This window comes from Pseudomonas sp. LRP2-20, assembly GCF_024349685.1.
In the GTDB taxonomy this organism is placed as follows: Bacteria; Pseudomonadota; Gammaproteobacteria; order Pseudomonadales; family Pseudomonadaceae; genus Aquipseudomonas.
Genome location: NZ_AP025944.1, coordinates 2,240,867 through 2,264,729 on the forward strand (window position 1 = coordinate 2,240,867; position 23,863 = coordinate 2,264,729).

Sequence of the window (23,863 nt, forward strand, 5' to 3'; positions counted from 1 at the left end):
CCCGACCCATTCGCTCAATCAGGCCGGAACCATGGCAAACCCCACACCAAACCGGTTCCAGGCATTGATGGTGGCAATGGCCAAGGTCAGGTTGGCCACCTCGGCCGGCTCGAAGTGCTGCTGCAGCGCTTCGTATTCAGCTTGCGGGGCGCCACGCTCGGGCAGCCGGGTCAGGCATTCCACCCAGGCCAGGGCGGCACGTTCACGCGGCGTGAAGTAATTCGTTTCCTGCCAGACGCACAGGGTCTGCAAGCGCGCTTCGGTTTCGCCGGCCTTGCGCGCATCATTGGCATGCATGTTCACGCAATAGGCGCAGCCGTTGATCTGCGAAGCCCGCAGGCGCACCAGTTCCAGCAGTGAGTTTTCCAGGCCGCTCTTGGCCAGGGCCTGCTCCAGGCCGATCATGGCCTTGTAGGCTTCCGGCGAGTATTTGGCCCATTCGATACGGTTGTTCATGCTGTGCTCCAGGGAATGTGTGGTGGACATGGCACTACCTTAGCGCCCGCCGACCATTGCCCCGATAGCCAATCGCGCGCTTTGCCGGGAGGCCAATCGGGCCATTAAGGTGGCCACTGACCTGCATCCAATCTCTTCATTTCTACCCTGACTGCCTGGACAGGATAATGACCGGGTCTTGCTTGGGAGTATCGATTCGTGATGAGAGCGGCGTTGAACCTGTTGCTGGTGATCTTGCTGGCAATGAACCTGAGACCGATCCTGACCAGCATCGGCCCGTTGCTCGAGCCGATGCGCGCCAGCACCGGGCTGGGCTACCAGCAGGCGGCGCTGCTGACGGCGTTGCCGGTGCTGTGCATGGGCCTGGTGCCGCTGTTGCAGCCCTGGCTGCGACGCTGGATCAGCGAACACGGTGGCATGCTCGGTGGCCTTGGTGCCATTGCCTTGGCCTGCCTGTGGCGGCTGCAACTGGACAGCGCCTGGGCGCTTATCGCCAGCGCGGTACTGGCTGGGCTGGGCGTGGCGGTGGTGCAGGGCATGATGCCGGGCCTGGTCAATCGCTGGTTCCCCAGCCGCCTGGCCGGAGCCATGGGCCTGTACTCGGCGGCGCTGATGAGTGGCGGTGGCCTGGCAGCCGTGCTCGGCCCGCATCTCAGCGGGCACTTTGGCCACTGGCAGGCCGGGCTTGGCTTGTGGGCGATCCCGGCCGTGCTGGCCGTGCTGGCCTGGGCCGCGTTGCGCCCTCGGCAAAGCGCACCCCAGCTGGCCGGCGCCACCGGTGGGCACTGGTTCGGCACGCGCCGGGCCTGGTTGCTGGCGCTGTATTTCGGCCTGATCAATGGCGGCTATACCAGCATGGTGGCATGGCTGCCGGCCTACCACCTGGAACATGGGGGTACGGCGCAGGGCGGTGGCGACCTGGTGGGCATGATGACGATCTTCCAGGTCTGCGGTGCCCTGGGCCTGCCGCTGTTGCTGCGCGGTGTTGCCGACCGTCGTCCGGGTTTGTGGCTGGCGCTGTCGATCCAGCTGGCGGGCTTCCTCGGCTTGTTGCTGGCGCCGAACCTGGCCATGGGCTTTTGGGTAGCGATGATCGGTTTTGGCCTGGGCGCCTGTTTCAGCCTGAGCCTGACCTTGACCCTGGAGCACCTCAAGACGCCCGCTGAAGCCGGCAGCCTGGCGGCATTCGTGCAGGGCATCGGCTTCATCATCACCGGCATCATCCCGTACATCACCGGTTGGCTGCGCGATGTCAGCGGCGACTTCCAGGCCTCGTGGACGTTGCTCACCGTCACCGTGCTGGCGATGCTGCTGGTAACCGCCTGCTTCGCCCCGCGCGGCTATGCCGCCGCCATCGCCCGGCCAAGGCAGGGGAGCCAGGCAGCATTGGTCAACTGAGGCGTTGCAGGGTATCGCGGACCCGGTCCAGCGCCGGGTCGATATCCAGCAGGTCGATGGCGCCGAAGCCCAGCAGCAATCCGGGGCGTACGGGTGCTTCGTTGAAGAACGGCGCCAGTGAATACAGGCCGACCTCCACCTTGCGCGCGAGGTTGGCCAGCAGCTCGACATCCACCCCCGGCCGCGCCAGGGCGCTCAGGTGGAACCCGGCGCTGGCGGGCACGGCGCTGAACCAGGGCGCCAGGTCGCCGTCCAGCCGCGCGAGGATGCGCGTGCGGCGGGCGCTGTAGATGTCGTGGCAGCGGCGGATATGCTTGTTCAGGTGGCCCTCGCCAATGAACCGCGCCAGCGCCCACTGCAGCAAGGTCGGGCTATGCCAGTCACTCAGGTGCTTGGCCACGCAGGCGGCGCTGAGCACCGCCGGTGGCAGCACCGCGTAACCCAGGCGCAGTTCCGGCAGCAAGGTCTTGGAAAAGGTCCCGACATACGCCACCAGCCCTTGCCGGTCGAGGCGCTGCAGGGCGTCGGCGGCCGGGCCCTGGTAGCGGAACTCGCAGTCGTAGTCGTCCTCGATGATCAACGCGCCAAGCTCGGCGGCCCGTGCCAGCAAAGCATGGCGGCGTTGCTCGCTCATTGGCATGCCGAGGGGAAACTGGTGCGAAGGGGTCACGTAGATCAGCCGGGTACCCTCGGCGATGTGCGACACGCACATCCCCTCATCGTCCACCGGCACAGACTGCAGCTTTGCCCCCAGGGCCAGGAACAGCTGGCGTGCCGGCGGGTAGCCGGGGTCTTCCATGGCCACCTGGCAGCCGGGCTCGACCAGCACCCGGGCAATCAGGTCCAGGGCCTGCTGGGCGCCGTTGCACACCAGCACGTCCGCTGCTGTGCACTGCACGCCGCGGGCGTAGGCGATATGGTGGGCGATGGCCTCGCGCAGTTCGGCCAGGCCCTGGGCGGCAAACTGCCGCTCGGGATGCCGCTGGCTGCGGCGCAGGGCGTAGTTCAGGCAGCTGCGCCACTGGTCGAAGGGAAACTGCGCCTTGCTCGAAGCGCCGCCGACAAAGTCATAACGCGAAGGGGCTTCCTGGGCGCGCCTGGCGAGCACGGTGGCGCGCTGCTGCCAGCGCTGCAGTGAGGCGGCAGCGGCCAGGGGCACGGCTTGCGTTTCACGGCTGTGCAGCGGTTGGCGCGGGGTGATGAACGTGCCACGGCCGACTACGCCGCTGAGCAGGTTGTCGTAGGTCAGCCGTGAATAGGCTTCGGCCACGGTCTTGCGCGACACGCCCAGTTGCTCGGCCAGCAGCCGGGTCGGCGGCAGTTGCGTGCCGGCGGCCAGGTGGCCGCTGTCGATGCCGGCACGTAGCTGCTGATACAGCTGGTCGGCCAGGCCTTTGCGGCCGTCCAGGCGGATATGCAGTTCCATGATCACAATCCGAAACACGGGAGTGCTGAGGATAGCGGATCAGAGCCTTGCGGTGCTTACCGTGATGTAGCCCTTGTCGTGCAGGTCAATGCGTATCACTGTTTCATCCGCAGGGGCCTTGCGCTTCTGCTTTATGCATACCCCTTTGACGCGGATGGCGCGCATCTGGTGGCTGATGGCGCGCCCGCATGGGTTAAAGAAGATTTCGCTGGCCAGCAGCTCGATGCGTTCGACCAGTTGCCGGGTGCGCTCGTCGGTGGCGCAGAAGAACAGCACCCCTGACAAGTGCGGGTCGTGGTCCGGGTTGCTGACGTCGTGGGCTAGCAGTTCGCGCAGGGCACTGCGCAGTTCGGCGGTGGTGCGGGTATCTGGGTGCATGCGCTGCCTCCTCTGGGTCGCAGTCTCGATCTTGTTTTCACCGGCCCACGGCGACAAGTAAGACGCTTTAAAAAAGGATGTAGGAATTTTCTGAAGTCACTAGGAGGGTGCTTGTGCTGTATTGATGCGGCACAATTCTTGGCCTGATTTCTGTGCTCAGCGAGGACACCGATGAACCGCCACTTCCAAGCCGTCGACCTGCAAAAGGCCTACCGCCTGCTCAACCATGGGCCGACTGTGCTGGTGTCGGCCAGCCATGCTGGCGTGGACAACATCATGGCCGCCGCCTGGGCCTGTGCGCTGGACTTCGACCCGCCCAAGGTCACCGTGGTATTGGACAAGATCGCCCGCACCCGGCAACTGGTCGAGGGCAGTGGCTGGTTCGTGATCCAGGTGCCGACCGCCGCCCAGGCGCAGCTGACCCACCAGGTGGGTACCCGCAGCCTGTTCGACCAGCCGGACAAGCTGGCCAGCATCGGCGTCGAGCTGGCGCGGGTGGAGGGGTATGCGGCGCCACTGGTCCAGGGGTGTTCGGCCTGGCTGATGTGCCGGGTGATCGACGAGCCGCATAACCAGAGCACCTATGACCTGTTCATTGGTGAAGTGGTGGCGGCCTGGGCGGATGACCGGGTGTTCCGTGATGGGCACTGGGCTTATGAGAATGCCGACCCGCAGTGGCGTAGCCTGCACTACGTGGCGGGTGGGCATTTCTATGCGATTGGCGAGCCGGTGGTGGTGGAACAGAAGGATTGACAGTACCTGTGCCGCCCCATTCCGGGGAGTCACTGTCTTGCTCAAATGTTAAAGGCTGGCGCGACCACTGTGGGAGCCGCGCTTGCCGGCGATGGGCCGCAGAGCGGCCCCGGCAATTTATGCAACAACCTTGAAATCGTGGGGCCGCTTCGCGGCCCATCGCCGGCAAGCGCGGCTCCCACCAGTACAGCTCACGCCTGGATGCTGGTGTGAATCCCATAGGAGCGGGCGTGCCCGCGAATGGGCCTTACTGTCGAACCTCCTGCTTGAATTTCAACCGCCAGCCATGCAGCAACGGCTCGGTGTACCCGCTGGGTTGCTCACGGCCCTTGAACACCAGCTCCCGCGCCGCACGGAACGCATAGGAACCTGCGTAGTTCTCAGCCATCGGCCGGTACGCCGGATCGCCGGCATTCTGCTGGTCCACCACCTTGGCCATGCGCTGCAAGGTCGCTTCGACCTGGTCACTGCCAACCACCCCGTGGTGCAGCCAGTTGGCGATGTGCTGGGCCGAGATGCGCAAGGTGGCGCGGTCTTCCATTAGCCCGACGTCGTGGATGTCCGGCACCTTCGAGCAACCCACCCCTTGCTCGACCCAGCGCACCACATAGCCCAGGATGCCCTGGCAGTTGTTGTCCAGCTCGGCCTGGATTTCGTCCGCACTCCAGGGCCGGTCCGGGCTCACCGGGATGCTCAGCAGGTCGTGCAGCAACGGTTCGCGCTCGGCGCCCAGATCGACCTTTTCCAGTTGTGCCTGCACAGCAGGCACGTCCACCTGGTGATAGTGCAAGGCGTGCAAGGTCGCGGCAGTGGGCGAGGGCACCCAGGCGGTGTTGGCGCCGGCGCGGGGCTGGGCGATCTTCTGTTCGAGCATGGCCGCCATCAGGTCGGGCATGGCCCACATGCCCTTGCCGATCTGCGCCTTGCCGCGCAGGCCGCAGGCCAGGCCGACCAGCACGTTGCTGCGTTCGTAGGCCTGGATCCAGGCGCTGCCTTTCATGTCGCCCTTGCGCAGCATGGCGCCGGCCTCCATGGCGCTGTGCATCTCGTCGCCAGTGCGGTCGAGGAAACCGGTGTTGATGAACACCACCCGCGCCGCCGCGCTGGCGATACAGGCCGCCAGGTTGACGCTGGTGCGCCGCTCTTCATCCATGATGCCCATCTTCAGGGTGTGCCGCGGCAGGCCCAGCAGGTCCTCGACACGACTGAACAGCTGGTCGGCGAAGGCGACTTCGGCCGGGCCGTGCATCTTTGGCTTGACGATGTACAGGCTGCCTTCGCGGGAGTTGCCGCGGCGCTTGAGGTCGTGCAGGCCGATCAGGCTGGTGACCACGGCGTCGAGGATGCCTTCGGGGATTTCCCGGCCATCGCGGTCGTGGATCGCCGGGTTGGTCATCAGGTGGCCGACGTTGCGGATGAACAGCAGCGAACGCCCTGGCAGGGTCAATTGCCCGCCATCGGCACCGTGGTACTCGCGGTCCTTGGCGAGCGCGCGGGTGAAGGTCTTGCCACCCTTGTTCACCTGCTCGCTGAGGTCGCCCTTCATCAGGCCCAGCCAGTTGCGATAGACATTCACCTTGTCTTCGGCGTCCACCGCAGCCACCGAGTCTTCGCAGTCGATGATGGTGGTCAGCGCGGCTTCGACGAGGATGTCCTTGACCCCGGCGCGGTCGGCTTTGCCGATGGTGCTGGCCGGGTCGATCTGGATTTCGAAGTGCAGGCGATGGTGTTGCAGCACAATGGCCGTTGGCTGGCCGGGTTCGCCTTGATAGCCGCGCAATTGCGCAGTGTCTTCGAGGCCAACCTGGCGGCCATCGCTCAAGCGTACCTGCAGTGTGCCCTGGTTGATCACGTAGGCCTGGGCGTCAGCGTGTGAAGCGCCCGCAAGCGGTGCCGAACGGTCGAGAAAGTCCCGGCCGAACGCGATCACCTTGGCGCCGCGCACTGGGTTGTAGCCTTGGCCGCGCTGGGCGCCGTCGCTGTCGGCAATGGCGTCGGTACCGTACAGCGCGTCGTACAGCGAGCCCCAGCGGGCATTGGCGGCGTTCAGCGCGTAGCGGGCATTGCTCAGCGGGACCACCAACTGCGGGCCGGCCTGTTCGGCGATTTCGCGGTCGACCTGGGTGGTGCTGATGCGCACCTGCTGCGGGGTTTCAACGAGGTAGCCGATGCTGCGCAGGAAAGCCTGGTAGGCGGGCATGTCGCTGATCGGGCCTGGGTTCGCGCTGTGCCAGCGGTCCAGTTCGGTTTGCAGGCGGTCGCGTTCGGCGAGCAATTCACGGTTACGCGGGGCGAGGTCGTGGACCAGGGTACTGAAGCCTTGCCAGAAGCTGGCGGCGTCGATGGCGGTGCCGGGCAGCACTTCATCCTCGATGAAGCGTTGCAGGGTCGGGTCGACCTTGAGTGGGTGGGGCATTTTTTCTCGCTCGCTGTTGAGGTTTAGAAGATGTGCCACTTGTGCGGGCCTCTTCGCGGCTGAAGCCGCTCCTACAGGTACTGCGCACCTTTCAAACCGGTGCGGTCCCTGTGGGAGCGGGCTTGCCCGCGAAGAGGCCGGCGCCGGTTCAAAGGGCTGCGACGCCCGCCTTGGCCACCTGGGCATCCTGTTCGGGCTTGACCCCGGACACGCCGATGGCACCCACCACCTGGCCATCGACCCGCAGCGGCACGCCACCTTCCAAGCTGGTCAGCAGTGGCGCGGTAACGAAGGCGGTGCGCCCGCCATTGACCATCTGTTCGAAGTCACGGGTCTCCTTGCGCCCCAGTGCAGCGCTGCGGGCCTTTTCCATGGCGATGTAGGCGCTGGACGGTGCGCAGCCGTCCATGCGCTCCAGGGCCAGCGGGTGGCCGCCGTCGTCGACCACGGCGATGGTCACGTTCCACTGTTGCGCCTGGGCTTCCTGGCGGGCGGCAGCGAGCAGGCAGCTCACTTCTGCCTGGCCGATCACGGACTTGCTATGCATGGCTGTTCTCCTGGTTCAAGGCTGCTTCGACGATTTCGATCCAGTGCCGCACTGGCGTGCGCCCGGCCCCGTCGAGGTGGGTCTGGCAACCAATGTTGGCAGTGGCGATGATTTGCGGGTTGCCGCTTTCCAGTGCGTTCAGGCGGTTGTCGCGCAGTTGCCGCGACAACGTGGGCTGGGTCAGTGAATAGGTGCCGGCCGAGCCACAGCACAAGTGGCCGTCCGGCACCGGGGTGAGGGTGAAGCCCAGGCGCGTCAGCAGGCTTTCCACCTGGCCGCCGAGCTTGAGCGCATGCTGCAGGGTGCACGGGCAATGGAAGGCCAGGCGCTGTTCGGCGCACACGCCGAGCTGCTCGACCGGCTCGTCGCGCAGCACTTCGACCAGGTCCCGCGACAGTGCACTGACCCGTGCAGCCTTGGCGGCGTAGTGCGGGTCTTTTTCCAGCAGATGGCCGTATTCGCGCACAAAGGCACCGCAACCACTGGCGGTCTGCACTATGGCCTCTGCACCCGCCTCGATGGCAGGCCACCAGGCATCGATATTGCGCCGCGCGCGTTGCAGGCCCTGTTCCTGGGCATTGAGGTGGTAATCCACCGCGCCACAGCAGCCGGCCTCGTAGGCCGGTTCCACGCTGATCCCCAGGCGGTCGAGCAGGCGCGCGGTGGCGGCATTGGTGTTGGGCGACAAGGCGGCCTGCACGCAGCCTTCGAGCAGCAGGATGCGCCGGGCATGGCGGGGCGCGGGCCGTTTGCCGGCCGGCGCCACCTGGGCCGGCAGCTTGTTCTTGAGGCTGGCCGGCAGCACCGGCCGCAGGGCCTGGCCGGTGCGGGTCAGGGCCTTGAACAGCGCCGGGCGCGGCACCACCGCACGCAGGCCCTGGCGCAGCAGGCGCTGGCCGAGCGGGCGTGGTACCTGTTGCTCGACCACGGCGCGGCCGATGTCCAGCAGATCGTGGTACTTCACCCCTGAAGGGCAGGTGGTTTCGCAGTTGCGGCAGGTCAGGCAGCGGTCAAGGTGCAGCTGCGTGCTGGCGGTGACCGGTGCCCCTTCGAGTACCTGCTTGATCAGGTAGATGCGCCCACGAGGCCCGTCCAGTTCGTCGCCGAGCAACTGGTAGGTCGGGCAGGTGGCCGTGCAGAAACCGCAGTGCACGCACGAACGCAGGATGCTTTCGGCTTCTTCGCCGCGGGCCAGGCGCTTGGCGCTTTCGCTCAGGTTGGTTTGCATGGGCGTGGCCTCACAGGTCAGGGTACAGGCGGCCAGGGTTGAACACGCCCTGGGGATCGAGTTGCTGCTTGAGGGCGTGGTGATAGCGCATCAGTGCGGCGGGCAGCGGGGCGGTGCTGTCATCCCCCGGCGTGTAGCCCGTGGCATGGCCGCCGACCTTGGCAACCTGCTCGCGAATCTCCTGCGCCGGTGCCGTCGACTTGAGCCAGCGTTGCGCGCCGCCCCAGTCGATCAGCTGCTGCCCCGGCAGGTCGAGTTCTCCACTGGCCGTGGGCAGCGACAGCCGCCACAGCGGTGCCGGGTCATTGAAGAAGCCCAGGCGCTGCTCGCGCAGGTCGCTCCAGAAGCTGCTGTCGAGCACCTCGCCGCCCAGGCGCTGGCGGGCCGATTGCACCGAGCCTGCACCGCCTTCCAGGCGCAGGTACAACGTTGCCCCATCGTGGCAGGCCGCGCTGATCGGCAAGGGCTGCTGGCCCCATTCGGCCAGTTCGGCCAGGGCCTGGTGGCGGTCCATCGGCAGGCGCAGGCTGAGGCACTCGCGTGGGCGTGGCAGGACCTTCAGCGACACCTCGGTCAGCAGCCCCAGGCAGCCAAAGCTGCCGGCCATCAGCCGCGAGACGTCATAGCCGGCGACGTTCTTCATCACCTCGCCGCCAAAACGCAGCAGCTTGCCGTGCCCGGTGATCACCCGCGTGCCGAGCACGTAGTCACGAACCGAACCGGCCCACGGCCGGCGCGGCCCGGACAACCCGGCCGCGACCATGCCGCCCAGGGTCGCTTCGGCGCCCAGGTGCGGGGGTTCGCAGGGCAGCATCTGCCCGGCCTCGTGCAGCGCTGCCTCGATCTCCAGCAATGGCGTGCCGGCGCGGGCGGTGAGCACCAGTTCGGTCGGGTCGTAGCTGACGATGCCACGGTGGTTGCGGGTATCGAGGATTTCGCCGGCTACCGGGCGGCCGAGCATGGCCTTGCTGTTGCCGCCCTGGATGCGCAGCGCTGTGCCCAGGTTCAGGGCCTGGTTGACCTGTTCGAGCAGGTCCTGGCTCATGTCGCGGTCCATGCTCATCAGAAACGCTCCAGCTCAGGGAAGGGCAGTTGCCCGTGATGCACGTGCAGGGCGCCGAATTCGGCGCAGCGGTGCAGGGTGGGGATGTTCTTGCCCGGGTTGAGCAGCCCTTGCGGGTCGAACGCCGCTTTCACGGCATGGAACAGGGTGATTTCGTCGCTGTTGAACTGCGCGCACATCTGGTTGATCTTCTCGCGCCCCACGCCGTGCTCGCCGGTGATGCTGCCGCCCACTGCCACGCACAGTTCGAGGATGCGCCCACCGATGGCCTCGGCGCGTTCCAGTTCGCCAGGCAGGTTGGCATCGAACAGGATCAGCGGGTGCATGTTGCCGTCGCCGGCGTGGAACACATTGGCCACGCGCAGGCCGTATTCCTCGCTCAGTTCACTGATGCCCTTGAGCACCTGGGGCAGTTCGCGGCGCGGGATGGTGCCGTCCATGCAGTAGTAGTCCGGGGAAATCCGCCCCACCGCCGGGAAGGCATTCTTGCGCCCGGCCCAGAAGCGCACGCGCTCGGCTTCGTCACAGGCCAGGCGCACATCGCGGGCGCCGGCTTGCTTGAGCACGTCGGCGACACGCTCGCAGTCTTCCTGGACATCGGCTTCGACGCCATCCAGCTCGCACAGCAGAATGGCAGCCGCGTCCACCGGGTAACCGGCGTGGATGAAGTCCTCGGCGGCGCGGATCGCCAGGTTGTCCATCATCTCAAGGCCACCGGGGATGATGCCGGCGGCGATGATCTCGGCCACGGCGCGGCCGGCGTCCTCGACGCTGTCGAAACTGGCCAGCAGGACCCGTGCCACCTGGGGTTTGGGCAGCAGCTTGACGGTGACTTCGGTGACGATGCCGAGCATGCCCTCGGAGCCGGTGAACAGCGCCAGCAGGTCGAAGCCTGGGCTGTCGAGTGCGTCACTGCCCAGGGTCAGGCGCTCGCCCTCGACGGTAAGGATCTCGACCTTGAGCAGGTTGTGTACGGTCAGGCCGTATTTCAGGCAGTGCACGCCACCGGCGTTTTCCGCGACATTGCCGCCGATCGAGCAGGCAATCTGCGAAGACGGGTCGGGGGCGTAGTACAGGCCATGGGGCGCAGCGGCCTGGGAGATGGCCAGGTTGCGCACACCGGGCTGCACCCGGGCGAAGCGGCCTTGCGGGTTGACTTCGAGAATACGGTTGAAGCGCGCCATCACCAGCAGGATGCCTTTGGCCAGCGGCAGCGCGCCGCCCGACAGGCCGGTGCCGGCACCGCGTGCCACCACCGGCACGCCACGCTGGTGGCAGAGCTTGAGCAAGGTCTGCACCTGTTCCAGGCGTTCAGGCAGCACTACCAGCAGCGGCACGGTGCGGTAGGCCGAGAGGCCGTCGCATTCATAAGGCTTGAGATCTTCTGCGCGGTGCAGGATCTCCAGGTCGGGGATGGCATCACGCAACGCCTGCAGCAGTGCGGGCAGGTCCACGGCAGGCAGCACGCCGTCGACACGTTCGTCGTAGAGGATGTTCATCAGGCTCACTCAGCGGCAGTTTTTTGTATTTGTAGGCAAACCGATCACCCTTGCAGCCTGCGCGCTTGGACGGGGGTGGTCGAGGGTTCAGATAACTGGTCCTACCAGTTTTTCCGCAAAGTACTGGTTATCCATGGCTTGGAACGGCTAGATTGGAACCGTCGACAGAAGTGGTCCTACCAGTTGGAGTCTGCGCATGGGGATTGAAGGCAAGGCCAAGGTCGCCGACCAGGTGGCCGAGCGGGTCGAGCGGCTGATCGTCGAGGGCGTGCTCAAGGTCGGCCAGGCCTTGCCCTCGGAACGGCGCCTGGTCGAAAAGCTCGGCTGCTCGCGTTCGGCGCTGCGTGAAGGCCTGCGCATCCTGCGCGGGCGCGGCATCATCGACACCGAGCAGGGGCGCGGTTCGTTCGTCACCGACCTCAACGGGCAGGCCAGCGCCACGCCGTTGATGCACCTGTTCAGCTCACAGCCGCGCACGCTGTTCGACCTGCTGGAGGTGCGTGCCTTGCTGGAGGCCGAGTCGGCACGCCTGGCGGCCTTGCGCGCCACCGATATCGACCGCCTGCTGATCCGCCGGCGCTACGAAGAGATGCTCGACGCCCATGCCGCTGCCGAAGCGCTCGATGCTCGTGAACACGCGCGGCGTGACCATGCGTTTCACCGGGCGATCAGCGAGGCGTCGCACAACCCGGTGCTGGTGCATACCTTGCAGTCGCTGAGCGACCTGACCTTGAGCACGGTGTTCGCCTCGGTCAACAACCTTTACTGCCGCCCGGCGCAGAAGCGCCAGATCGACCGCCAGCATGCACGGTTGTATCACGCGGTGATGGAGCAGTTGCCCGAGCAGGCGCAACGGGCGGCGCGCGAGCATATCAACGGGATTTGCGACAGCTTGCGTGAGATCGAGCAAGAGGAGCAGCGCTTGGTCAGGGCGACCATGCGCATGGATGGCTGGGGCTAGGTTATGCGAGTATCGGCCTCTTCGCGGGCAAGCCCGCTCCCACAGGTATGGCACAGCTGTTGAGTACTGTGCATTACCTGTGGGAGCGGGCTTGCCCGCGAAGAGGCCGGTACTGGCGATAGCTTAAATGATCAATGCTGGGCGACCGGGTCATCCTGGGAGAGGATTGCCCGAGCCAGCTCTTCGTCACTGGCCTGCAGGCCGGGATGCTCCTTGCGAGCCTGTTCCAGCGCCGACTCCACGTAGGCGCCGCGTATGGCACCGCCACTGGCAACGAATGCAGACAGCTCGTCACGGGCGGGGATGATCCGTTTGTCGTCTTTGAAGGTCGAATACAGCGAAGCGGAAACACCGGCCGAGGTGGCGACGTCGCCCGCATCGACGCGGGCCAGGGCAGCACCGGCAGGCAGCAGGAGCAGCAGCGCAGGGGCGAGGAGTAGGTGGCGCATGTCGTGTTCTCCAGTAACGTGAAGCACAGGGAAATAAACCACTCACTGTTTAAGAGGACAGGCGATTGGCAAGAGTTCCCTGGTTTCTGCCGAAGCGCCGTGGCGCCTTATACCTTGCTGCCCAGCAAGCGCTGCAGCGAAGCGTCGAAATCGCGCAGGGCATCGGCCTTGGCGGCCTGTTCATCTTCCAGCATCCGCGCCACATTGCTGACATCCTTGCGCGCACGGCCTTCGGCGCGACCGATGTAGCTCAGCTGGCTGTCGAAGAAGCGCGCCACCACCCGGCTCTCGACGTCCGCCGTGGCCAGGCGGCTTTCGCTGTCCAGCAGCACGATCACGTCCGGATGGTCGGCGAGCAGGCTGTCCAGGTCTTCATAGAAGGTCACCTCGGCGAACTGCTGGGCCAGCGAACGCGCCAGCCAGTCGTAGGCCTGGCTGCCACCGCGCAGGGTCGCCACCGGAATGCTGCGCGGCGGGCTTTTCGCCGCCGCTGCGCCGCGGTGCTGCTGCAGGTAGCTGAGGGTGCTGTCGGCATTGCGCCCGAGCAGCACGGCCACGTGTTGCCCTGGGGCCAGCGCGACGCTGGAAATGGCGGTGGCCGAGTAGAAGTGCCCGTAGGGCTGGGCAGCCTGCTGGCCAGCCGGCGCGGCACAACCGCCAAGGGCAGCGAACAGGGCGAGCAGGGCAGCGAGCATGCCGGTTTTCATGGGTAGAGCCTCATCGATCAGTGAATGCCGCCATCTTCCGCCCGCAGCGGTTGCGGCGGAACTTGATGGCATTCATGGTGGCTATCGATGAGGTCGATGAATCAGCTCGGGCGGGCCATGTACTGCAGGATGCGCTCGCGCAGCCAGCGTTCGGCCGGGTCGTTGTCGTGGGCGCCGCTCCAGACCATCGACAGCTCGGCCTCGGTGATCTCGAACGGCGCCGGGTCGGCGCGCAGGCTGCCATCGTCGGCCAGGGCACAGGCGGCGTAGTCCGGCACGGTGGCGATCAGTTCGGTGTTGCGCAGCAGGGCACGCAGGCTGCCGAACTGCGGTACGGCCAGCACCACCTTGCGGCAGCGGCCGATGCGGGCGAGGTCGAGGTCGATGTTGCCGCTCATGTCGCCGGAGAACGACACCATCACATGGGGCCGGGCGCAATACTCGTCGAGGGACAGCGGGCCCGGGCGGTCGTCGGCGCGCAGCACACGCACGCCGATATCACGCAACTTGCGGCGTTTGGCGGTGGCCGGCAGGTCAGTGGTGTAGCTCACGCCCACGGATATCTCGCCACTGGCCAGCAGGCCCGGCATCAGCAGGAAGTTGGCGCGGCGCACCACCACGCTGATGTCGGGCGCTTCTTCGCGCAAGGCCTGCAGCAGGGCGGGGAACAGGCCGAACTCGGCATCGTCCGACAGGCCCAGGCGGAACTGGTTGCAACTGTTGGCCGGGTCGAAGTCGCGGGCGCGGCTGATGGCCGACGAAATCACATCCATGGCCGGGCCCAGCTCGGCGAAGATCTGCATGGCCCGCGGGGTCGGCTCCATGGCCCGGCCGCTGCGGATCAGCAGCGGGTCGTCGAACAGTTCGCGCAGGCGGGCGAGGGCGGCGCTGACGGTGGACTGGGTGATGAACAGCTTTTCGCCGACGCGGGTCAGGTTGCGTTCGATCATCAGGGCTTCGAACAGCACCAGCAGGTTCATGTCGACACGGCGCAGGTCGTTGCGGTTCATGGGGCTTGGCTCACCGGGGCTAGAGGGGTTGGCGGTGTATTGAAGCACGGCGGCGGCCGTTGCGCCTTGTATGGATGTGCCGTGGCTATCGGCCTGCAAGAGCCACTCTATTAGACCTCTGCCCAAGCTCGACTAGTCTTTCCCCTGGCCCTGCGAAATCCGCGTGCGGGCGGCGTCTCAGCACTTGGATGCAAGACCGCGCTGCACAAGGCGTGAGAGCTTCGCAAGCCCCGTGTCGGCACGTGACCGACCAGACCTGATGAGGGGTAGGCATGAGCCCATGTGCTCGGCTGAAAGAACACCTGGCATAGACCGGAAATCTGGATAACCGACCCAAAGGTAACAGCAGATGTCGAACGAATCGAAATGCCCGTTCCATCAAACCGCAGGTGGCGGCACCACCAACCGAGACTGGTGGCCTGACCAGCTCAACCTCAGGATCCTCCATCAACACTCGTCCAAGTCCAGCCCTGACCCGGACTTCGACTATGCCAAGGCGTTCAAGAGCCTTGACTTCCAGGCCCTGAAAAAAGACCTGACCGCCTTGATGACCGACTCCCAGGACTGGTGGCCAGCCGACTTCGGCCACTATGGCCCGCTGTTCATCCGCATGGCCTGGCATAGCGCCGGCACCTACCGCATTGGTGATGGCCGTGGCGGTGCCGGCTCTGGCCAGCAGCGTTTCGCGCCGCTCAACAGCTGGCCGGACAACGTCAGCCTGGACAAGGCCCGGCGCCTGCTGTGGCCGATCAAGCAGAAGTATGGCAACAAGATCTCCTGGGCCGACCTGATCGTGCTTACCGGCAACGTTGCCCTGGAGTCCATGGGCTTCAAGACCTTCGGTTTTTCCGGCGGCCGCGCCGATGTATGGGAACCGGACGAAGACGTGTACTGGGGCTCGGAAAAGGTCTGGCTGGGTGGTGATACCCGCTACGGCAAGGACCAGGTCAAGGCCCAGCCGCCCGGCCAAGGAGACCTGGTGGCGGAACCTGCCAAGCATGGTGAAGAACAGAACCGTGACCTTTCGGCCGAACGCAACCTGGAAAACCCCCTGGCTGCCGTGCAGATGGGCCTGATCTACGTCAACCCGGAAGGCCCGGAAGGCAACCCGGACCCCGTGGCATCGGGCCGGGATATTCGCGAAACCTTCGGCCGCATGGCCATGAACGATGAAGAAACCGTGGCGCTGATCGCCGGCGGCCACGCCTTCGGCAAGACCCACGGCGCCGGCCCGGCCGACAATGTCGGCCCTGAGCCTGAAGCGGCAGGCCTGGAGCTGCAGGGCCTGGGCTGGGCCAACAAGTTCGGCAGCGGCAAGGGTGGCGACACCATCACCAGCGGCCTGGAAGTGATCTGGACCTCGACGCCGACAAAATGGAGCAACGAGTACCTCAACAACCTGTTCAACTTCGAGTGGGAGCTGACCAAGAGCCCCGCCGGTGCCCATCAATGGCGGCCGAAGGACGGCAAGGGCGCGGGCACCGTGCCGGATGCACACGATCCGGCCAGGAAGCATGCCCCGTCGATGCTGACTTCCGACCTGGCCCTGCGTTTCGACCCGATCTACGAACCGATCGCCCGGCGCTTCAAGGACAACCCGGACCAACTGGCCGACGCCTTCGCCCGCGCCTGGTACAAGCTGATCCACCGTGACATGGGCCCGCTGGCTCGCTACCTGGGCCCGGAGATGCCCAACGAAGAGCTGCTGTGGCAAGACCCGTTGCCGAAAGTCGACCACCCGCTGGTGGGCGAGCAGGACATCGCCGGGCTCAAAGCCAAGATTCTCGCAAGCGGGCTGAGCGTCGCCGAACTGGTGGCCACCGCCTGGGCAGCTGCCTCGACCTTCCGTGGCTCGGACAAGCGCGGTGGGGCCAACGGTGGCCGCCTGCGCCTGGCGCCGCAGAAGGACTGGGCGGCGAACCAGGGCACCGGCAAGGTACTGGCAGCCTTGGAGAAGATCCAGAGCGAGTTCAACGCCGGTGGCAAGAAGGTCTCCCTGGCCGACCTGATCGTCCTCGCAGGCTCCGCGGCAGTGGAAAAGGCCGCCAAGGATGCCGGGCACAACGTCAGCGTGGGCTTCCGCCCGGGCCGCGTCGATGCTTCCCAGGCGCAGACTGACGTCGAGTCGTTCGCCGTGCTCGAGCCGCTGGCCGACGGCTTCCGCAACTTCAGCAAGGCCCGTTACAGCGTCAAGGCCGAGAAGCTGTTGCTGGACAAGGCGCAACTGCTGACCCTCACCGCGCCGGAGCTGACCGTGCTGATCGGCGGCCTGCGTGTGCTCGGCGCCAACCATGGCGGCAGCAAGCAGGGCGTGTTCACCGACAAGCCTGGCACCCTGAGCAACGACTTCTTCCGCAACCTGCTGGACATGGGCGTGGAGTGGAAGCCGACTTCGGCGGACAACGAAAGCTTCGAGGGCCGCGACCGCAAGACCGGGCAAGTGAAATGGACCGGCAGCCGGGTCGATCTGGTGTTCGGCTCGCATGCGCAGCTGCGGGCGCTGAGCGAGGTGTATGGCAGCAGCGATGGCAATGACAAGTTCGTCAAGGACTTCGTGGCGGCCTGGGAAAAAGTGATGGAGCTGGACCGCTTCGACTTGAAATAGGCACGTATGTCGGGGGCGCTCTGCGCCCCATTCGCGGCACAAGGCCGCTCCCACAGTTACAGCGCCGGGCTTGAACATGGCGCACTACCTGTAGGAGCGGCCTTGTGCCGCGTATGGGCTGCAAGGCAGCCCCCATTGGTAATCTCGCCAATTCCAGGTCGGATAGATACAAAAGCGTCCTCGTCGGTTCTGTTGCAATGCTTTCCAGGCGGCCGGCCTGAACAGCGTGCTCACAACGACAAGGAACACCGACCATGCAAATGCCCCAGACCCTGAAAATCCGCAATGGCGACAAGGTCAAGCCGACCTTCTCCGCACAGGAGTACGCCGCCCGTCATGCCCGCCTGCGGGCCTACATGGCCGAGCAGGATATCGAGGCGGCCATCTTCACCTCGTACCACAACGTCAACTACTACAGCGACTTCCTCTACTGCTCGTTCGGTCGTCCCTACGCGCTGGTGGTCACCCACGACAAGGTGGTGTCGATCAGCGCCAATATCGACGGCGGCCAGCCCTGGCGGCGCACGCTGGGTACCGACAACATCGTCTACACCGACTGGCAGCGCGACAACTACTTCGTCGCCATCCAGCAGGCCCTGCCGCTGGCCTCGCGCATCGGCGTCGAATACGACCACCTCAACCTGCAGAACCATGCCAAGCTCGCTGCCTGCTACCCCAAGGCCGAGCTGCTGGACATCGGTACACCGTGCATGCGCATGCGCATGATCAAGTCGGCCGAGGAGCAGGCGCTGATTCGCCATGGGGCACGGGTTGCCGATATCGGCGGGGCGGCGGTGGTCGAGGCGCTGCGCGACCAGGTGCCGGAATATGAAGTGGCGCTGCATGCCACCCAGGCGATGGTCCGTGAGATTGCCAGAAGCTTTCCCGACAGCGAGCTGATGGACACCTGGACCTGGTTCCAGTCCGGGCTAAACACCGACGGCGCGCATAACCCGGTCACCAGCCGCAAGGTCAACAAGGGCGACATCCTCAGCCTCAACTGCTTCCCGATGATCGCCGGCTACTACACAGCGCTGGAGCGCACCTTGTTCCTCGACCATTGCCCGGACGATCACCTGCGCCTGTGGCAGGCCAACGTCGAAGTGCATGAAGCGGGTCTCAAGCTGGTGCGCCCGGGCATGCGATGCTGCGACATCGCCCGCGAACTGAACGAGATCTTCCTGCGTCACGATTTGCTGCAGTACCGCACGTTTGGCTATGGCCACTCGTTCGGCACGCTGAGTCACTACTACGGCCGGGAAGCAGGGCTGGAGCTGCGCGAAGACATCGACACGGTCCTGGAGCCGGGCATGGTGGTGTCGATCGAGCCGATGATCATGCTGCCCGAGGGGCGGCCTGGGGCGGGAGGCTACCGCGAACATGACATCCTGATCGTCAATGAGCACGGTGCCGAGAACATCACCCGATTCCCGTACGGCCCGGAGCACAACATCATTCGCAAATAAGCACCGGCGTCGCCTGCTTCGCGGCTGAAGCCGCTGCCACAGAGGTACCACTGCCCTGAAGGCCAGTGAAACACCTGTGGGAGCGGCTTTAGCCGCGAAGAGGCCGATCCGGGCAACACAAAAACAACTGTATGACCATCAGACCCTGCCGCCAATTAGAAGAATCAGAGGGTACCCGTCATGTCCAGCACCACCTTCAACGCTCCTTCCCTCGACGGCACCGCACCAGACGCCGAACGCCAGGCCCTGCGCAAGGCCGCGCGTGCCAGTTTCATGGGCAATTTCGTCGAATGGTTCGACTACGCCGCCTACGGCTACCTCGCCACCATCATTGCAGCTACCTTCTTCCCACAGGCAGACAAGACCAGCGGCCTGCTGGCGACCTTTGCCGTATTTGCCCTGTCATTTCTGGTCCGCCCGCTGGGTGGTGTGGTCTGGGGCCACTTCGGTGACCGCCACGGGCGGCGCAACGCCCTGTCGTGGTCGATCCTGATCATGTCGTTGTCGACATTTTGCATCGGGCTGCTTCCGGGTTATGCGCAGATCGGCTTGTGGGCGCCCGGCCTGCTGCTGCTGATCCGCCTGGTGCAGGGCTTTTCGGCCTCGGGGGAATACGCCGGTGCCGCAGCATTTCTTGCCGAATACGCCCCGCCAGGCCGGCGCGGGCTGTACACCAGCATCGTGCCGGCCAGCACCGCTGCGGGGCTGCTGTTCGGTGCGGCATTCGTCGCGGTGCTGCATGAACTGTTGAGCAGCGAAGATCTGCACAGCTGGGGCTGGCGCCTGCCATTTCTGCTGGCGGCACCGTTCGGCCTGGTGGGCCGGTACATCCGCATGAGCCTGCAGGACACGCCGAAGTTCCTGGAAATGGAGCAGCGCCTGGAACGCAAGGCCTGCATGACTCCTGCACCGATCCGTGAGCTGCTGGCTCACCACCGCCGCAGCCTGGCCATCGGCCTCGGGGTCACCTGCCTCAATGCGGTGGCGTTCTACCTGTTGCTCAGTTATATGCCGACCTACCTGTCCAGCGAGATGGGCATGAGCGAGCGTGATTCGTTCATCGCCTCGACGGTGTCACTGGCCACTTACATCGGCCTGATCTTCCTGATGGGGCGGCTGTCCGACCAGTTCGGTCGCAAGGCCATGCTGGTGGTGGCGTCGTTACTCTTTCTCGGCCTGACCGTGCCGCTGTTCAAGCTGCTCGATGGCCAGCCACTGCTGGTGATCCTGGCGATCCAGATCTTCTTCGGCGCGATGCTGGCCATGAACGACGGTACCTTGCCGTGCCTGCTCGCCGAAATCTTCCCGACCTCGGTGCGCTTCAGTGGCTTTGCGCTGAGCTTCAACCTGGCCAATGCGCTGTTTGGCGGTACAGCCCCCTTCATCGCCACGTGGCTGATCCAGGCCACGGGCAGCAAGCTGGCGCCGGCCGGTTACCTGCTGGCGGCGGCGCTGGTGGCCTTGCTGGCGATGTTGATGTGCCGGGAGACCGCGCATTCAGCCCTGCAGGATTGAGGCGAGCAAGCGCTCAATGCAATGAAGCCTGGCGCCGCTCGCCCAGCGGCGACAGGCCAAAGAAGCGGCTGTAGCTCTTGGAAAAGTGTGCTGGTGAGCTGAAGCCGCAAGCCAGTGCCACCTCGCGTACCTGCACATCGCTGCGCAGCAGCAGTTCCCGGGCCCGTGACAGGCGCAACTCCAGGTAATACTGGCTGGGGGTGCGCTGCAGGTATTTATGGAACAAGCGCTCCAGCTGGCGCACGGTCACTTCATTGAGGCTGGCCAGCTCCTCCAGCCCCAGCGGCTCCTCCAGGTTTGCCTCCATGATCGCCACCACCTGGCTCAGCTTGGGCTGGGCACTGCCAAGCAAGGTGCGCAATGGCACACGCTGGCGCTCGCGCTCACCGCGCATACGGTCACACAGCAACAGTTCGGCGGCCTTGGCGGCGATGTCCTGGCCGCCGGCCTGGCGGGCGACCAGTTGCAGCATCATGTCCATGGCCGCCACGCCACCGGAACAGGTGAAACGGTCGCGGTCCAGCTCGAACAGCTGGCTGGAGATTACAATGTCGGGGAAGTGTTCCTGCAGGGTCTGCAGGTCTTCCCAGTGAATGGTGCAGCGGTAGCCGTCAAGCAGCTCGGCCTTGGCCAGCAGGTAGCTGCCGGTGCAGATCCCGCCCAGCGGCAGGCGCTGGCGGGCCAGTTGGCGCAGCCAGTCGATCAGGGGGCGGGTGCCGCCACGGCTGCGGTCGATCGGGTTGGCGCCGACCACGAACAGGGCGTCCAGCGCCGGGGCGTCTGCGATACTGTGGTCGGGCAGCACGCGCATGCCATTGCTGGCCACCACCGGCTCCGGGCTGGCGGCAATCAGCACGGTACGGTACAAGGGTTGGCGCGCTGCCAGGTTGGCCATGCGCAGGGTTTCCACCGCCGATGCCAGGCCAATGGTGGTGAAATTGGGCAGCACCAGAAAACCGAAGGTTTTGGTTGGGTAAGGCGTTACGCTGATGGAAGCGGGGTGGACCATTGCGATCTTCCTGTGCAAGCTGAGGCTTAGTTCGTCAGGGGCAGTGGGAAAACAGGCCTCGCGTGTTTCTTGTTGTTATGGGTCGTTGCCGGGCTGATCTTACACCCCGGGCGCAACGGCCAGGAATGGACCTGATTGCAGAGAGAAGGTGATCGTACGTGAACCCCGAATCCATGCTGGCGGCACTGCCAGGTTTCGCCATCGCGCCTGAGGCGATCCAGGTGTTGCCCGATGCCGCGGCCTACCGCACCTGCCTGCTCGAGCGCATCGCCACGGCGACCCGGCGTATCGTCATCGTTGCCTTGTACCTGCAGGAAGACGAGGCCGGCCAGGAGGTGCTCGATGCGCTGTACCAGGCCAAGGCCGAGCGGCCGGGCCTGGAGATCGTCATCGTGGTCGACTGGTTCCGTGCTCGCCGTGGCCTGCTGGGGGCCGGGCGCCAGCCGGGCAATGCGGCCTGGTACCAGGCCCAGCGCCAGCTACGCGGGCTCGACGTGGTGATCCATGGCGTGCCGGTGCAGACCCGCGAGCTGTTCGGCGTGCTGCACCTGAAGGGCAGCGTGATCGACGATTGCGTGATCTATACCGGTGCCAGCCTGAACAACGTCTACCTGCACCGGTTCGACCGATACCGGCTGGACCGTTACCACCTGTTCCAGTCGCCGGCATTGGCCGACGCCATGGTCGACCTGGTCCGGCGCCTGTTGCACCACACCGCCACGCCGCGCCTGGACCTGCCGACGCCACCCGCTACCCGCACGCTGCGCGGCGATATCCGGCGCCTGCGCGCGCGCCTGCGGCGCATGGCTTATGACGCACCGGCCGCCATGGCGGGGCAGGGGCTGCGCGTGATCCCGCTGCTGGGTGTCGGCCGTGGTAATCCGCTCAACCGCACGTTGTGCGCGCTGCTGGCGGCGGCACACACGCAGATCATCATCAGCACGCCGTATTTCAACCCGCCACGGGTGGTGATGCGCGAGATCGACCATGCCCTGGACCGGGGAGTGCGCATCGAGCTGATCGTTGGCCACCGCACCGCCAACGATTTCTACATCGCTCCGGGCGAGCCGTTCAGCGCCAGCGGTGCCTTGCCGTACCTGTACGAAGACAACCTGCGCGCCTTTGCCCGGCGCCGCCAGGCAGCCATTGCCAGTGGCCAGTTGCAGATACGGATCTGGAACGATCCGGGCCATACCTTCCATGCCAAGGGAGTGTGGGTCGACCAGCGCTATTCGCTGCTGACCGGCAACAACCTCAACCCGCGCGGGTTCAACCTGGACCTGGAAAACGGCCTGCTGATCGACGACCCACACGGGCAGTGGCTGGTGCCGCGAGCGGTGGAGCTGGAGGCCATTCGCCGGCACGCGCCGCAGATCGGTACGGCGAGCGAGCTGGGCGAGAAGGCCGAGCACCCCAAGGAGGTACGCAGGTTCCTGCGGCGCCTGCGCTACAGCCGGCTGGAGCCTTTGATCAAGCGGGTGCTTTGAGCTCGACTGCACGGGGCTCTTCGTGGATCCACTTCCATACCCGTGCACTCGGCACAACTAACGGGCCTGTTGCGCTGGCTGCAGGCGCCGCACCTTGCAGGGGTGCGGCGTTGACTGCGCGCGTACGGGCTATCATCAAGCTGGGCAACGTCAGCGGTATGACAGTGGTGGGAAGACTATGGACTGTGTCGCGCCTAGCACGGTTACATTCATTTGAATGCAGCGTGACGGTTCGCCCCTCTGAAAAGTTATCTCAAGCGCATACAATCTGCCCTTTTCCACGTTAACCAGATAGGCCAATCCGTATATGGCGCTTGATCCACCCACGATGCTGACGATCACCATCGCCCTGGCCGCTGCGGCTGCACTGTACCTGGCGATCGAGTGGCGCAGTGTCCGCGAACCGTCGCTGCTGTTCTGGAGCGCCGGTTTCGCCACCATCACGGTCGGTTCGACCCTGGCCCTGCTGCGCGGGATCGGCCTGCTGCTGATCGGCATCTGGTTCGCCAACGGCTTGCTGGTGGTCGCCCATGCGTTCTTTCTGCTGGGTGTAGTGCGTTTTACCCAGGCCCGATTATCGCGGGCGTGGCTGCTGATTGTGCTGGTGTGGTTCGGCTTGTTGCTGCTGCCGGTGGGGCCGCAGTGGTCGAAAGTGATGCTGATGGTCAACTCGCTGCTGGTGGCGTTACTCACGCTCAAGGCCAGCTTCCTGCTGCGCCCGCATGGCAAGTCGCTGAGCGTGGGGGCGGTGCAGCTGCGTTACGTGCTGCTCATCCATGGGCTGTTCTATGTGGCCAAGGCGATCGTGGCGGTGACACCGGGCACGCTGATCGACCTGGCGACTTTTGGCGGCCTGATCATCCAGATTTCCCTGGTCGAAGGGGCGATGGCGATCATGCTGATCGCGCTGTCGATGACCGGTACCGTGCGTTATCGCCGTGAAGAGCGCATCGCCCGGCTGGCCGCCCGCGACCCGCTGACGGCACTGTACAACCGGCGGGCCCTGGAAGTCCGCGCCACGCATTTGTTCAAGACAGTCAGCCCGGCGCAGCCTGGGGCGTTGCTGTTGATCGATATCGACAACTTCAAGCTGGTCAACGATCTGCATGGCCATGCGGCCGGTGACCGCCTGCTGATCGCGTTGAGCGAGATGATTCGCGCAGTGCTGCCGGAGCGTTCGTTGGCCGCGCGGTTGGGTGGCGATGAGTTCGTGATCCTGCTCAGCGATGCCAGCAGCGAGAAGGTGGTGGAGCTGGGCAGCCAGCTGCGCGACCAGTTCCAGCGGTTTGCCAGGGAGGCGATGCCGACCCCGCAGGCGGTGACCTTGAGTATCGGTGCCAACCTGTTCGACCAGCCGCCGGCCAGTCTGGCGGCATTGATCGAGCAAGGGGATGTGGCGTTGTACCAGTCCAAGCGTGGCGGGCGTGACAGCATTCGCCTGGTGGACCGGACCTTGGCGAGTCCAGTCAGATAGATGGCTGCGGCCCCGG

At 65.4% G+C, this 23,863-nt stretch carries 20 protein-coding genes; 8 read left to right on the forward strand and 12 right to left on the reverse strand.

Translation table 11 applies throughout. From position 1 onward, the window contains the following. Positions 1–18 precede the first annotated feature (18 nt). Complete coding sequence (locus OCX61_RS09885) at positions 19–456, reverse strand: carboxymuconolactone decarboxylase family protein (RefSeq protein ID WP_261944291.1); 438 nt, start codon at positions 454–456, stop codon at positions 19–21. Positions 457–657: 201 nt separating this feature from the next. On the opposite strand from OCX61_RS09885, the gene OCX61_RS09890 reads away from it, so the two are divergent. Then, positions 658–1,854, forward strand: coding sequence for a cyanate transporter (locus tag OCX61_RS09890; RefSeq protein ID WP_261943616.1), 1,197 nt, complete (start codon positions 658–660; stop codon positions 1,852–1,854). On the opposite strand, the gene pdxR is transcribed toward OCX61_RS09890, so the two are convergent. Beyond that, positions 1,847–3,280 carry a MocR-like pyridoxine biosynthesis transcription factor PdxR gene (gene pdxR, locus OCX61_RS09895; RefSeq protein ID WP_261943617.1) on the reverse strand — a complete coding sequence of 478 codons (1,434 nt, stop codon included), beginning with the start codon at positions 3,278–3,280 and terminating at the stop codon, positions 1,847–1,849. The two genes, OCX61_RS09890 and pdxR, sit on opposite strands and share 8 nt — an antisense overlap. Before the next feature lie 39 nt (positions 3,281–3,319). After that, the gene (locus OCX61_RS09900) at positions 3,320–3,658 is read right to left on the reverse strand and encodes a hypothetical protein (protein WP_261943618.1); all 339 of its coding nucleotides are present in this window, start codon (positions 3,656–3,658) and stop codon (positions 3,320–3,322) included. Positions 3,659–3,829: 171 nt separating this feature from the next. On the opposite strand from OCX61_RS09900, the gene OCX61_RS09905 reads away from it, so the two are divergent. Continuing rightward, on the forward strand, positions 3,830–4,411 hold the full coding sequence (locus OCX61_RS09905; RefSeq protein WP_261943619.1) for a flavin reductase family protein: 582 nt from the start codon (positions 3,830–3,832) through the stop codon (positions 4,409–4,411). Positions 4,412–4,658: 247 nt separating this feature from the next. Here OCX61_RS09905 and OCX61_RS09910 read toward each other — a convergent pair whose 3' ends face one another. From OCX61_RS09910 to glcD, 5 genes are all read right to left on the reverse strand, one after another. Then, positions 4,659–6,827, reverse strand: a complete 2,169-nt coding sequence (locus OCX61_RS09910; protein WP_261943620.1) for a malate synthase G — start codon at positions 6,825–6,827, stop codon at positions 4,659–4,661. Between the two features lie 148 nt (positions 6,828–6,975). Then, positions 6,976–7,374, reverse strand: a complete 399-nt coding sequence (locus OCX61_RS09915) for a heme-binding protein (protein ID WP_261943621.1) — start codon at positions 7,372–7,374, stop codon at positions 6,976–6,978. Continuing rightward, the gene (gene glcF, locus OCX61_RS09920; RefSeq protein ID WP_261943622.1) at positions 7,367–8,602 is read right to left on the reverse strand and encodes a glycolate oxidase subunit GlcF; all 1,236 of its coding nucleotides are present in this window, start codon (positions 8,600–8,602) and stop codon (positions 7,367–7,369) included. Before glcF ends, OCX61_RS09915 begins: the two co-directional genes overlap by 8 nt. Before the next feature lie 10 nt (positions 8,603–8,612). Continuing rightward, complete coding sequence (glcE, locus tag OCX61_RS09925; protein WP_261943623.1) at positions 8,613–9,665, reverse strand: glycolate oxidase subunit GlcE; 1,053 nt, start codon at positions 9,663–9,665, stop codon at positions 8,613–8,615. Beyond that, positions 9,665–11,164, reverse strand: a complete 1,500-nt coding sequence (glcD, locus tag OCX61_RS09930; protein ID WP_261943624.1) for a glycolate oxidase subunit GlcD — start codon at positions 11,162–11,164, stop codon at positions 9,665–9,667. The genes glcE and glcD overlap by 1 nt, the downstream gene beginning before the upstream one ends. A 196-nt stretch (positions 11,165–11,360) precedes the next feature. Between glcD and glcC the strand changes: the two genes are divergently transcribed. Next, on the forward strand, positions 11,361–12,125 hold the full coding sequence (glcC, locus tag OCX61_RS09935; protein WP_261943625.1) for a transcriptional regulator GlcC: 765 nt from the start codon (positions 11,361–11,363) through the stop codon (positions 12,123–12,125). Between the two features lie 131 nt (positions 12,126–12,256). Here the strand turns inward: glcC and OCX61_RS09940 are convergent, their stop codons facing one another. The 3 genes from OCX61_RS09940 to OCX61_RS09950 form a co-directional block, all read right to left on the reverse strand. Continuing rightward, positions 12,257–12,574: a DUF2388 domain-containing protein gene (locus OCX61_RS09940; protein WP_261943626.1), complete on the reverse strand. Its 318-nt coding sequence runs from the start codon at positions 12,572–12,574 to the stop codon at positions 12,257–12,259. A 107-nt stretch (positions 12,575–12,681) separates the two neighbouring features. Beyond that, positions 12,682–13,269, reverse strand: coding sequence for a hypothetical protein (locus tag OCX61_RS09945; protein ID WP_261943627.1), 588 nt, complete (start codon positions 13,267–13,269; stop codon positions 12,682–12,684). A gap of 113 nt (positions 13,270–13,382) precedes the next feature. Further along, positions 13,383–14,291, reverse strand: a complete 909-nt coding sequence (locus OCX61_RS09950; RefSeq protein WP_261943628.1) for a LysR family transcriptional regulator — start codon at positions 14,289–14,291, stop codon at positions 13,383–13,385. 349 nt (positions 14,292–14,640) lie between these two features. On the opposite strand from OCX61_RS09950, the gene katG reads away from it, so the two are divergent. The 3 genes from katG to OCX61_RS09965 all read left to right on the forward strand — a co-directional run bounded on the left by katG (position 14,641) and on the right by OCX61_RS09965 (position 19,877). After that, entirely contained in the window at positions 14,641–16,896 is a 2,256-nt protein-coding gene (gene katG, locus OCX61_RS09955; protein WP_261943629.1) for a catalase/peroxidase HPI, read from the forward strand. A 254-nt stretch (positions 16,897–17,150) separates the two neighbouring features. After that, positions 17,151–18,362: a creatinase gene (creA, locus tag OCX61_RS09960; protein WP_261943630.1), complete on the forward strand. Its 1,212-nt coding sequence runs from the start codon at positions 17,151–17,153 to the stop codon at positions 18,360–18,362. Positions 18,363–18,542: 180 nt separating this feature from the next. After that, entirely contained in the window at positions 18,543–19,877 is a 1,335-nt protein-coding gene (locus OCX61_RS09965; protein WP_261943631.1) for an MFS transporter, read from the forward strand. A gap of 13 nt (positions 19,878–19,890) precedes the next feature. Here OCX61_RS09965 and cahR read toward each other — a convergent pair whose 3' ends face one another. Continuing rightward, on the reverse strand, positions 19,891–20,886 hold the full coding sequence (cahR, locus tag OCX61_RS09970) for a transcriptional regulator CahA (RefSeq protein WP_261943632.1): 996 nt from the start codon (positions 20,884–20,886) through the stop codon (positions 19,891–19,893). A gap of 158 nt (positions 20,887–21,044) precedes the next feature. On the opposite strand from cahR, the gene pssA reads away from it, so the two are divergent. After that, positions 21,045–22,373 (forward strand): CDP-diacylglycerol--serine O-phosphatidyltransferase, encoded by a 1,329-nt coding sequence (gene pssA / locus OCX61_RS09975; protein WP_261943633.1) that lies wholly within the window; start codon positions 21,045–21,047, stop codon positions 22,371–22,373. Positions 22,374–22,680: 307 nt separating this feature from the next. Continuing rightward, positions 22,681–23,847 carry a GGDEF domain-containing protein gene (locus tag OCX61_RS09980; protein WP_261943634.1) on the forward strand — a complete coding sequence of 389 codons (1,167 nt, stop codon included), beginning with the start codon at positions 22,681–22,683 and terminating at the stop codon, positions 23,845–23,847. Positions 23,848–23,863: the final 16 nt, after the last annotated feature.

Coding starts and splice junctions, on each gene's coding strand:
- OCX61_RS09890 (WP_261943616.1), top strand. CDS start 658: ATGAGAGCGGCGTTGAACCTGTTGCTGGTGATCTTGCTGGCAATGAAC.
- glcC (WP_261943625.1), top strand. CDS start 11,361: ATGGGGATTGAAGGCAAGGCCAAGGTCGCCGACCAGGTGGCCGAGCGG.
- pdxR (WP_261943617.1), bottom strand. CDS start 3,280: ATGGAACTGCATATCCGCCTGGACGGCCGCAAAGGCCTGGCCGACCAG.
- OCX61_RS09915 (WP_261943621.1), bottom strand. CDS start 7,374: ATGCATAGCAAGTCCGTGATCGGCCAGGCAGAAGTGAGCTGCCTGCTC.
- OCX61_RS09965 (WP_261943631.1), top strand. CDS start 18,543: ATGTCCAGCACCACCTTCAACGCTCCTTCCCTCGACGGCACCGCACCA.
- OCX61_RS09910 (WP_261943620.1), bottom strand. CDS start 6,827: ATGCCCCACCCACTCAAGGTCGACCCGACCCTGCAACGCTTCATCGAG.
- cahR (WP_261943632.1), bottom strand. CDS start 20,886: ATGGTCCACCCCGCTTCCATCAGCGTAACGCCTTACCCAACCAAAACC.
- OCX61_RS09940 (WP_261943626.1), bottom strand. CDS start 12,574: ATGCGCCACCTACTCCTCGCCCCTGCGCTGCTGCTCCTGCTGCCTGCC.
- glcE (WP_261943623.1), bottom strand. CDS start 9,665: ATGAGCATGGACCGCGACATGAGCCAGGACCTGCTCGAACAGGTCAAC.
- OCX61_RS09980 (WP_261943634.1), top strand. CDS start 22,681: ATGGCGCTTGATCCACCCACGATGCTGACGATCACCATCGCCCTGGCC.
- glcD (WP_261943624.1), bottom strand. CDS start 11,164: ATGAACATCCTCTACGACGAACGTGTCGACGGCGTGCTGCCTGCCGTG.
- glcF (WP_261943622.1), bottom strand. CDS start 8,602: ATGCAAACCAACCTGAGCGAAAGCGCCAAGCGCCTGGCCCGCGGCGAA.
- OCX61_RS09950 (WP_261943628.1), bottom strand. CDS start 14,291: ATGAACCGCAACGACCTGCGCCGTGTCGACATGAACCTGCTGGTGCTG.
- OCX61_RS09945 (WP_261943627.1), bottom strand. CDS start 13,269: ATGCTCGCTGCCCTGCTCGCCCTGTTCGCTGCCCTTGGCGGTTGTGCC.
- creA (WP_261943630.1), top strand. CDS start 17,151: ATGCAAATGCCCCAGACCCTGAAAATCCGCAATGGCGACAAGGTCAAG.
- katG (WP_261943629.1), top strand. CDS start 14,641: ATGTCGAACGAATCGAAATGCCCGTTCCATCAAACCGCAGGTGGCGGC.
- OCX61_RS09885 (WP_261944291.1), bottom strand. CDS start 456: ATGAACAACCGTATCGAATGGGCCAAATACTCGCCGGAAGCCTACAAG.
- OCX61_RS09900 (WP_261943618.1), bottom strand. CDS start 3,658: ATGCACCCAGATACCCGCACCACCGCCGAACTGCGCAGTGCCCTGCGC.
- OCX61_RS09905 (WP_261943619.1), top strand. CDS start 3,830: ATGAACCGCCACTTCCAAGCCGTCGACCTGCAAAAGGCCTACCGCCTG.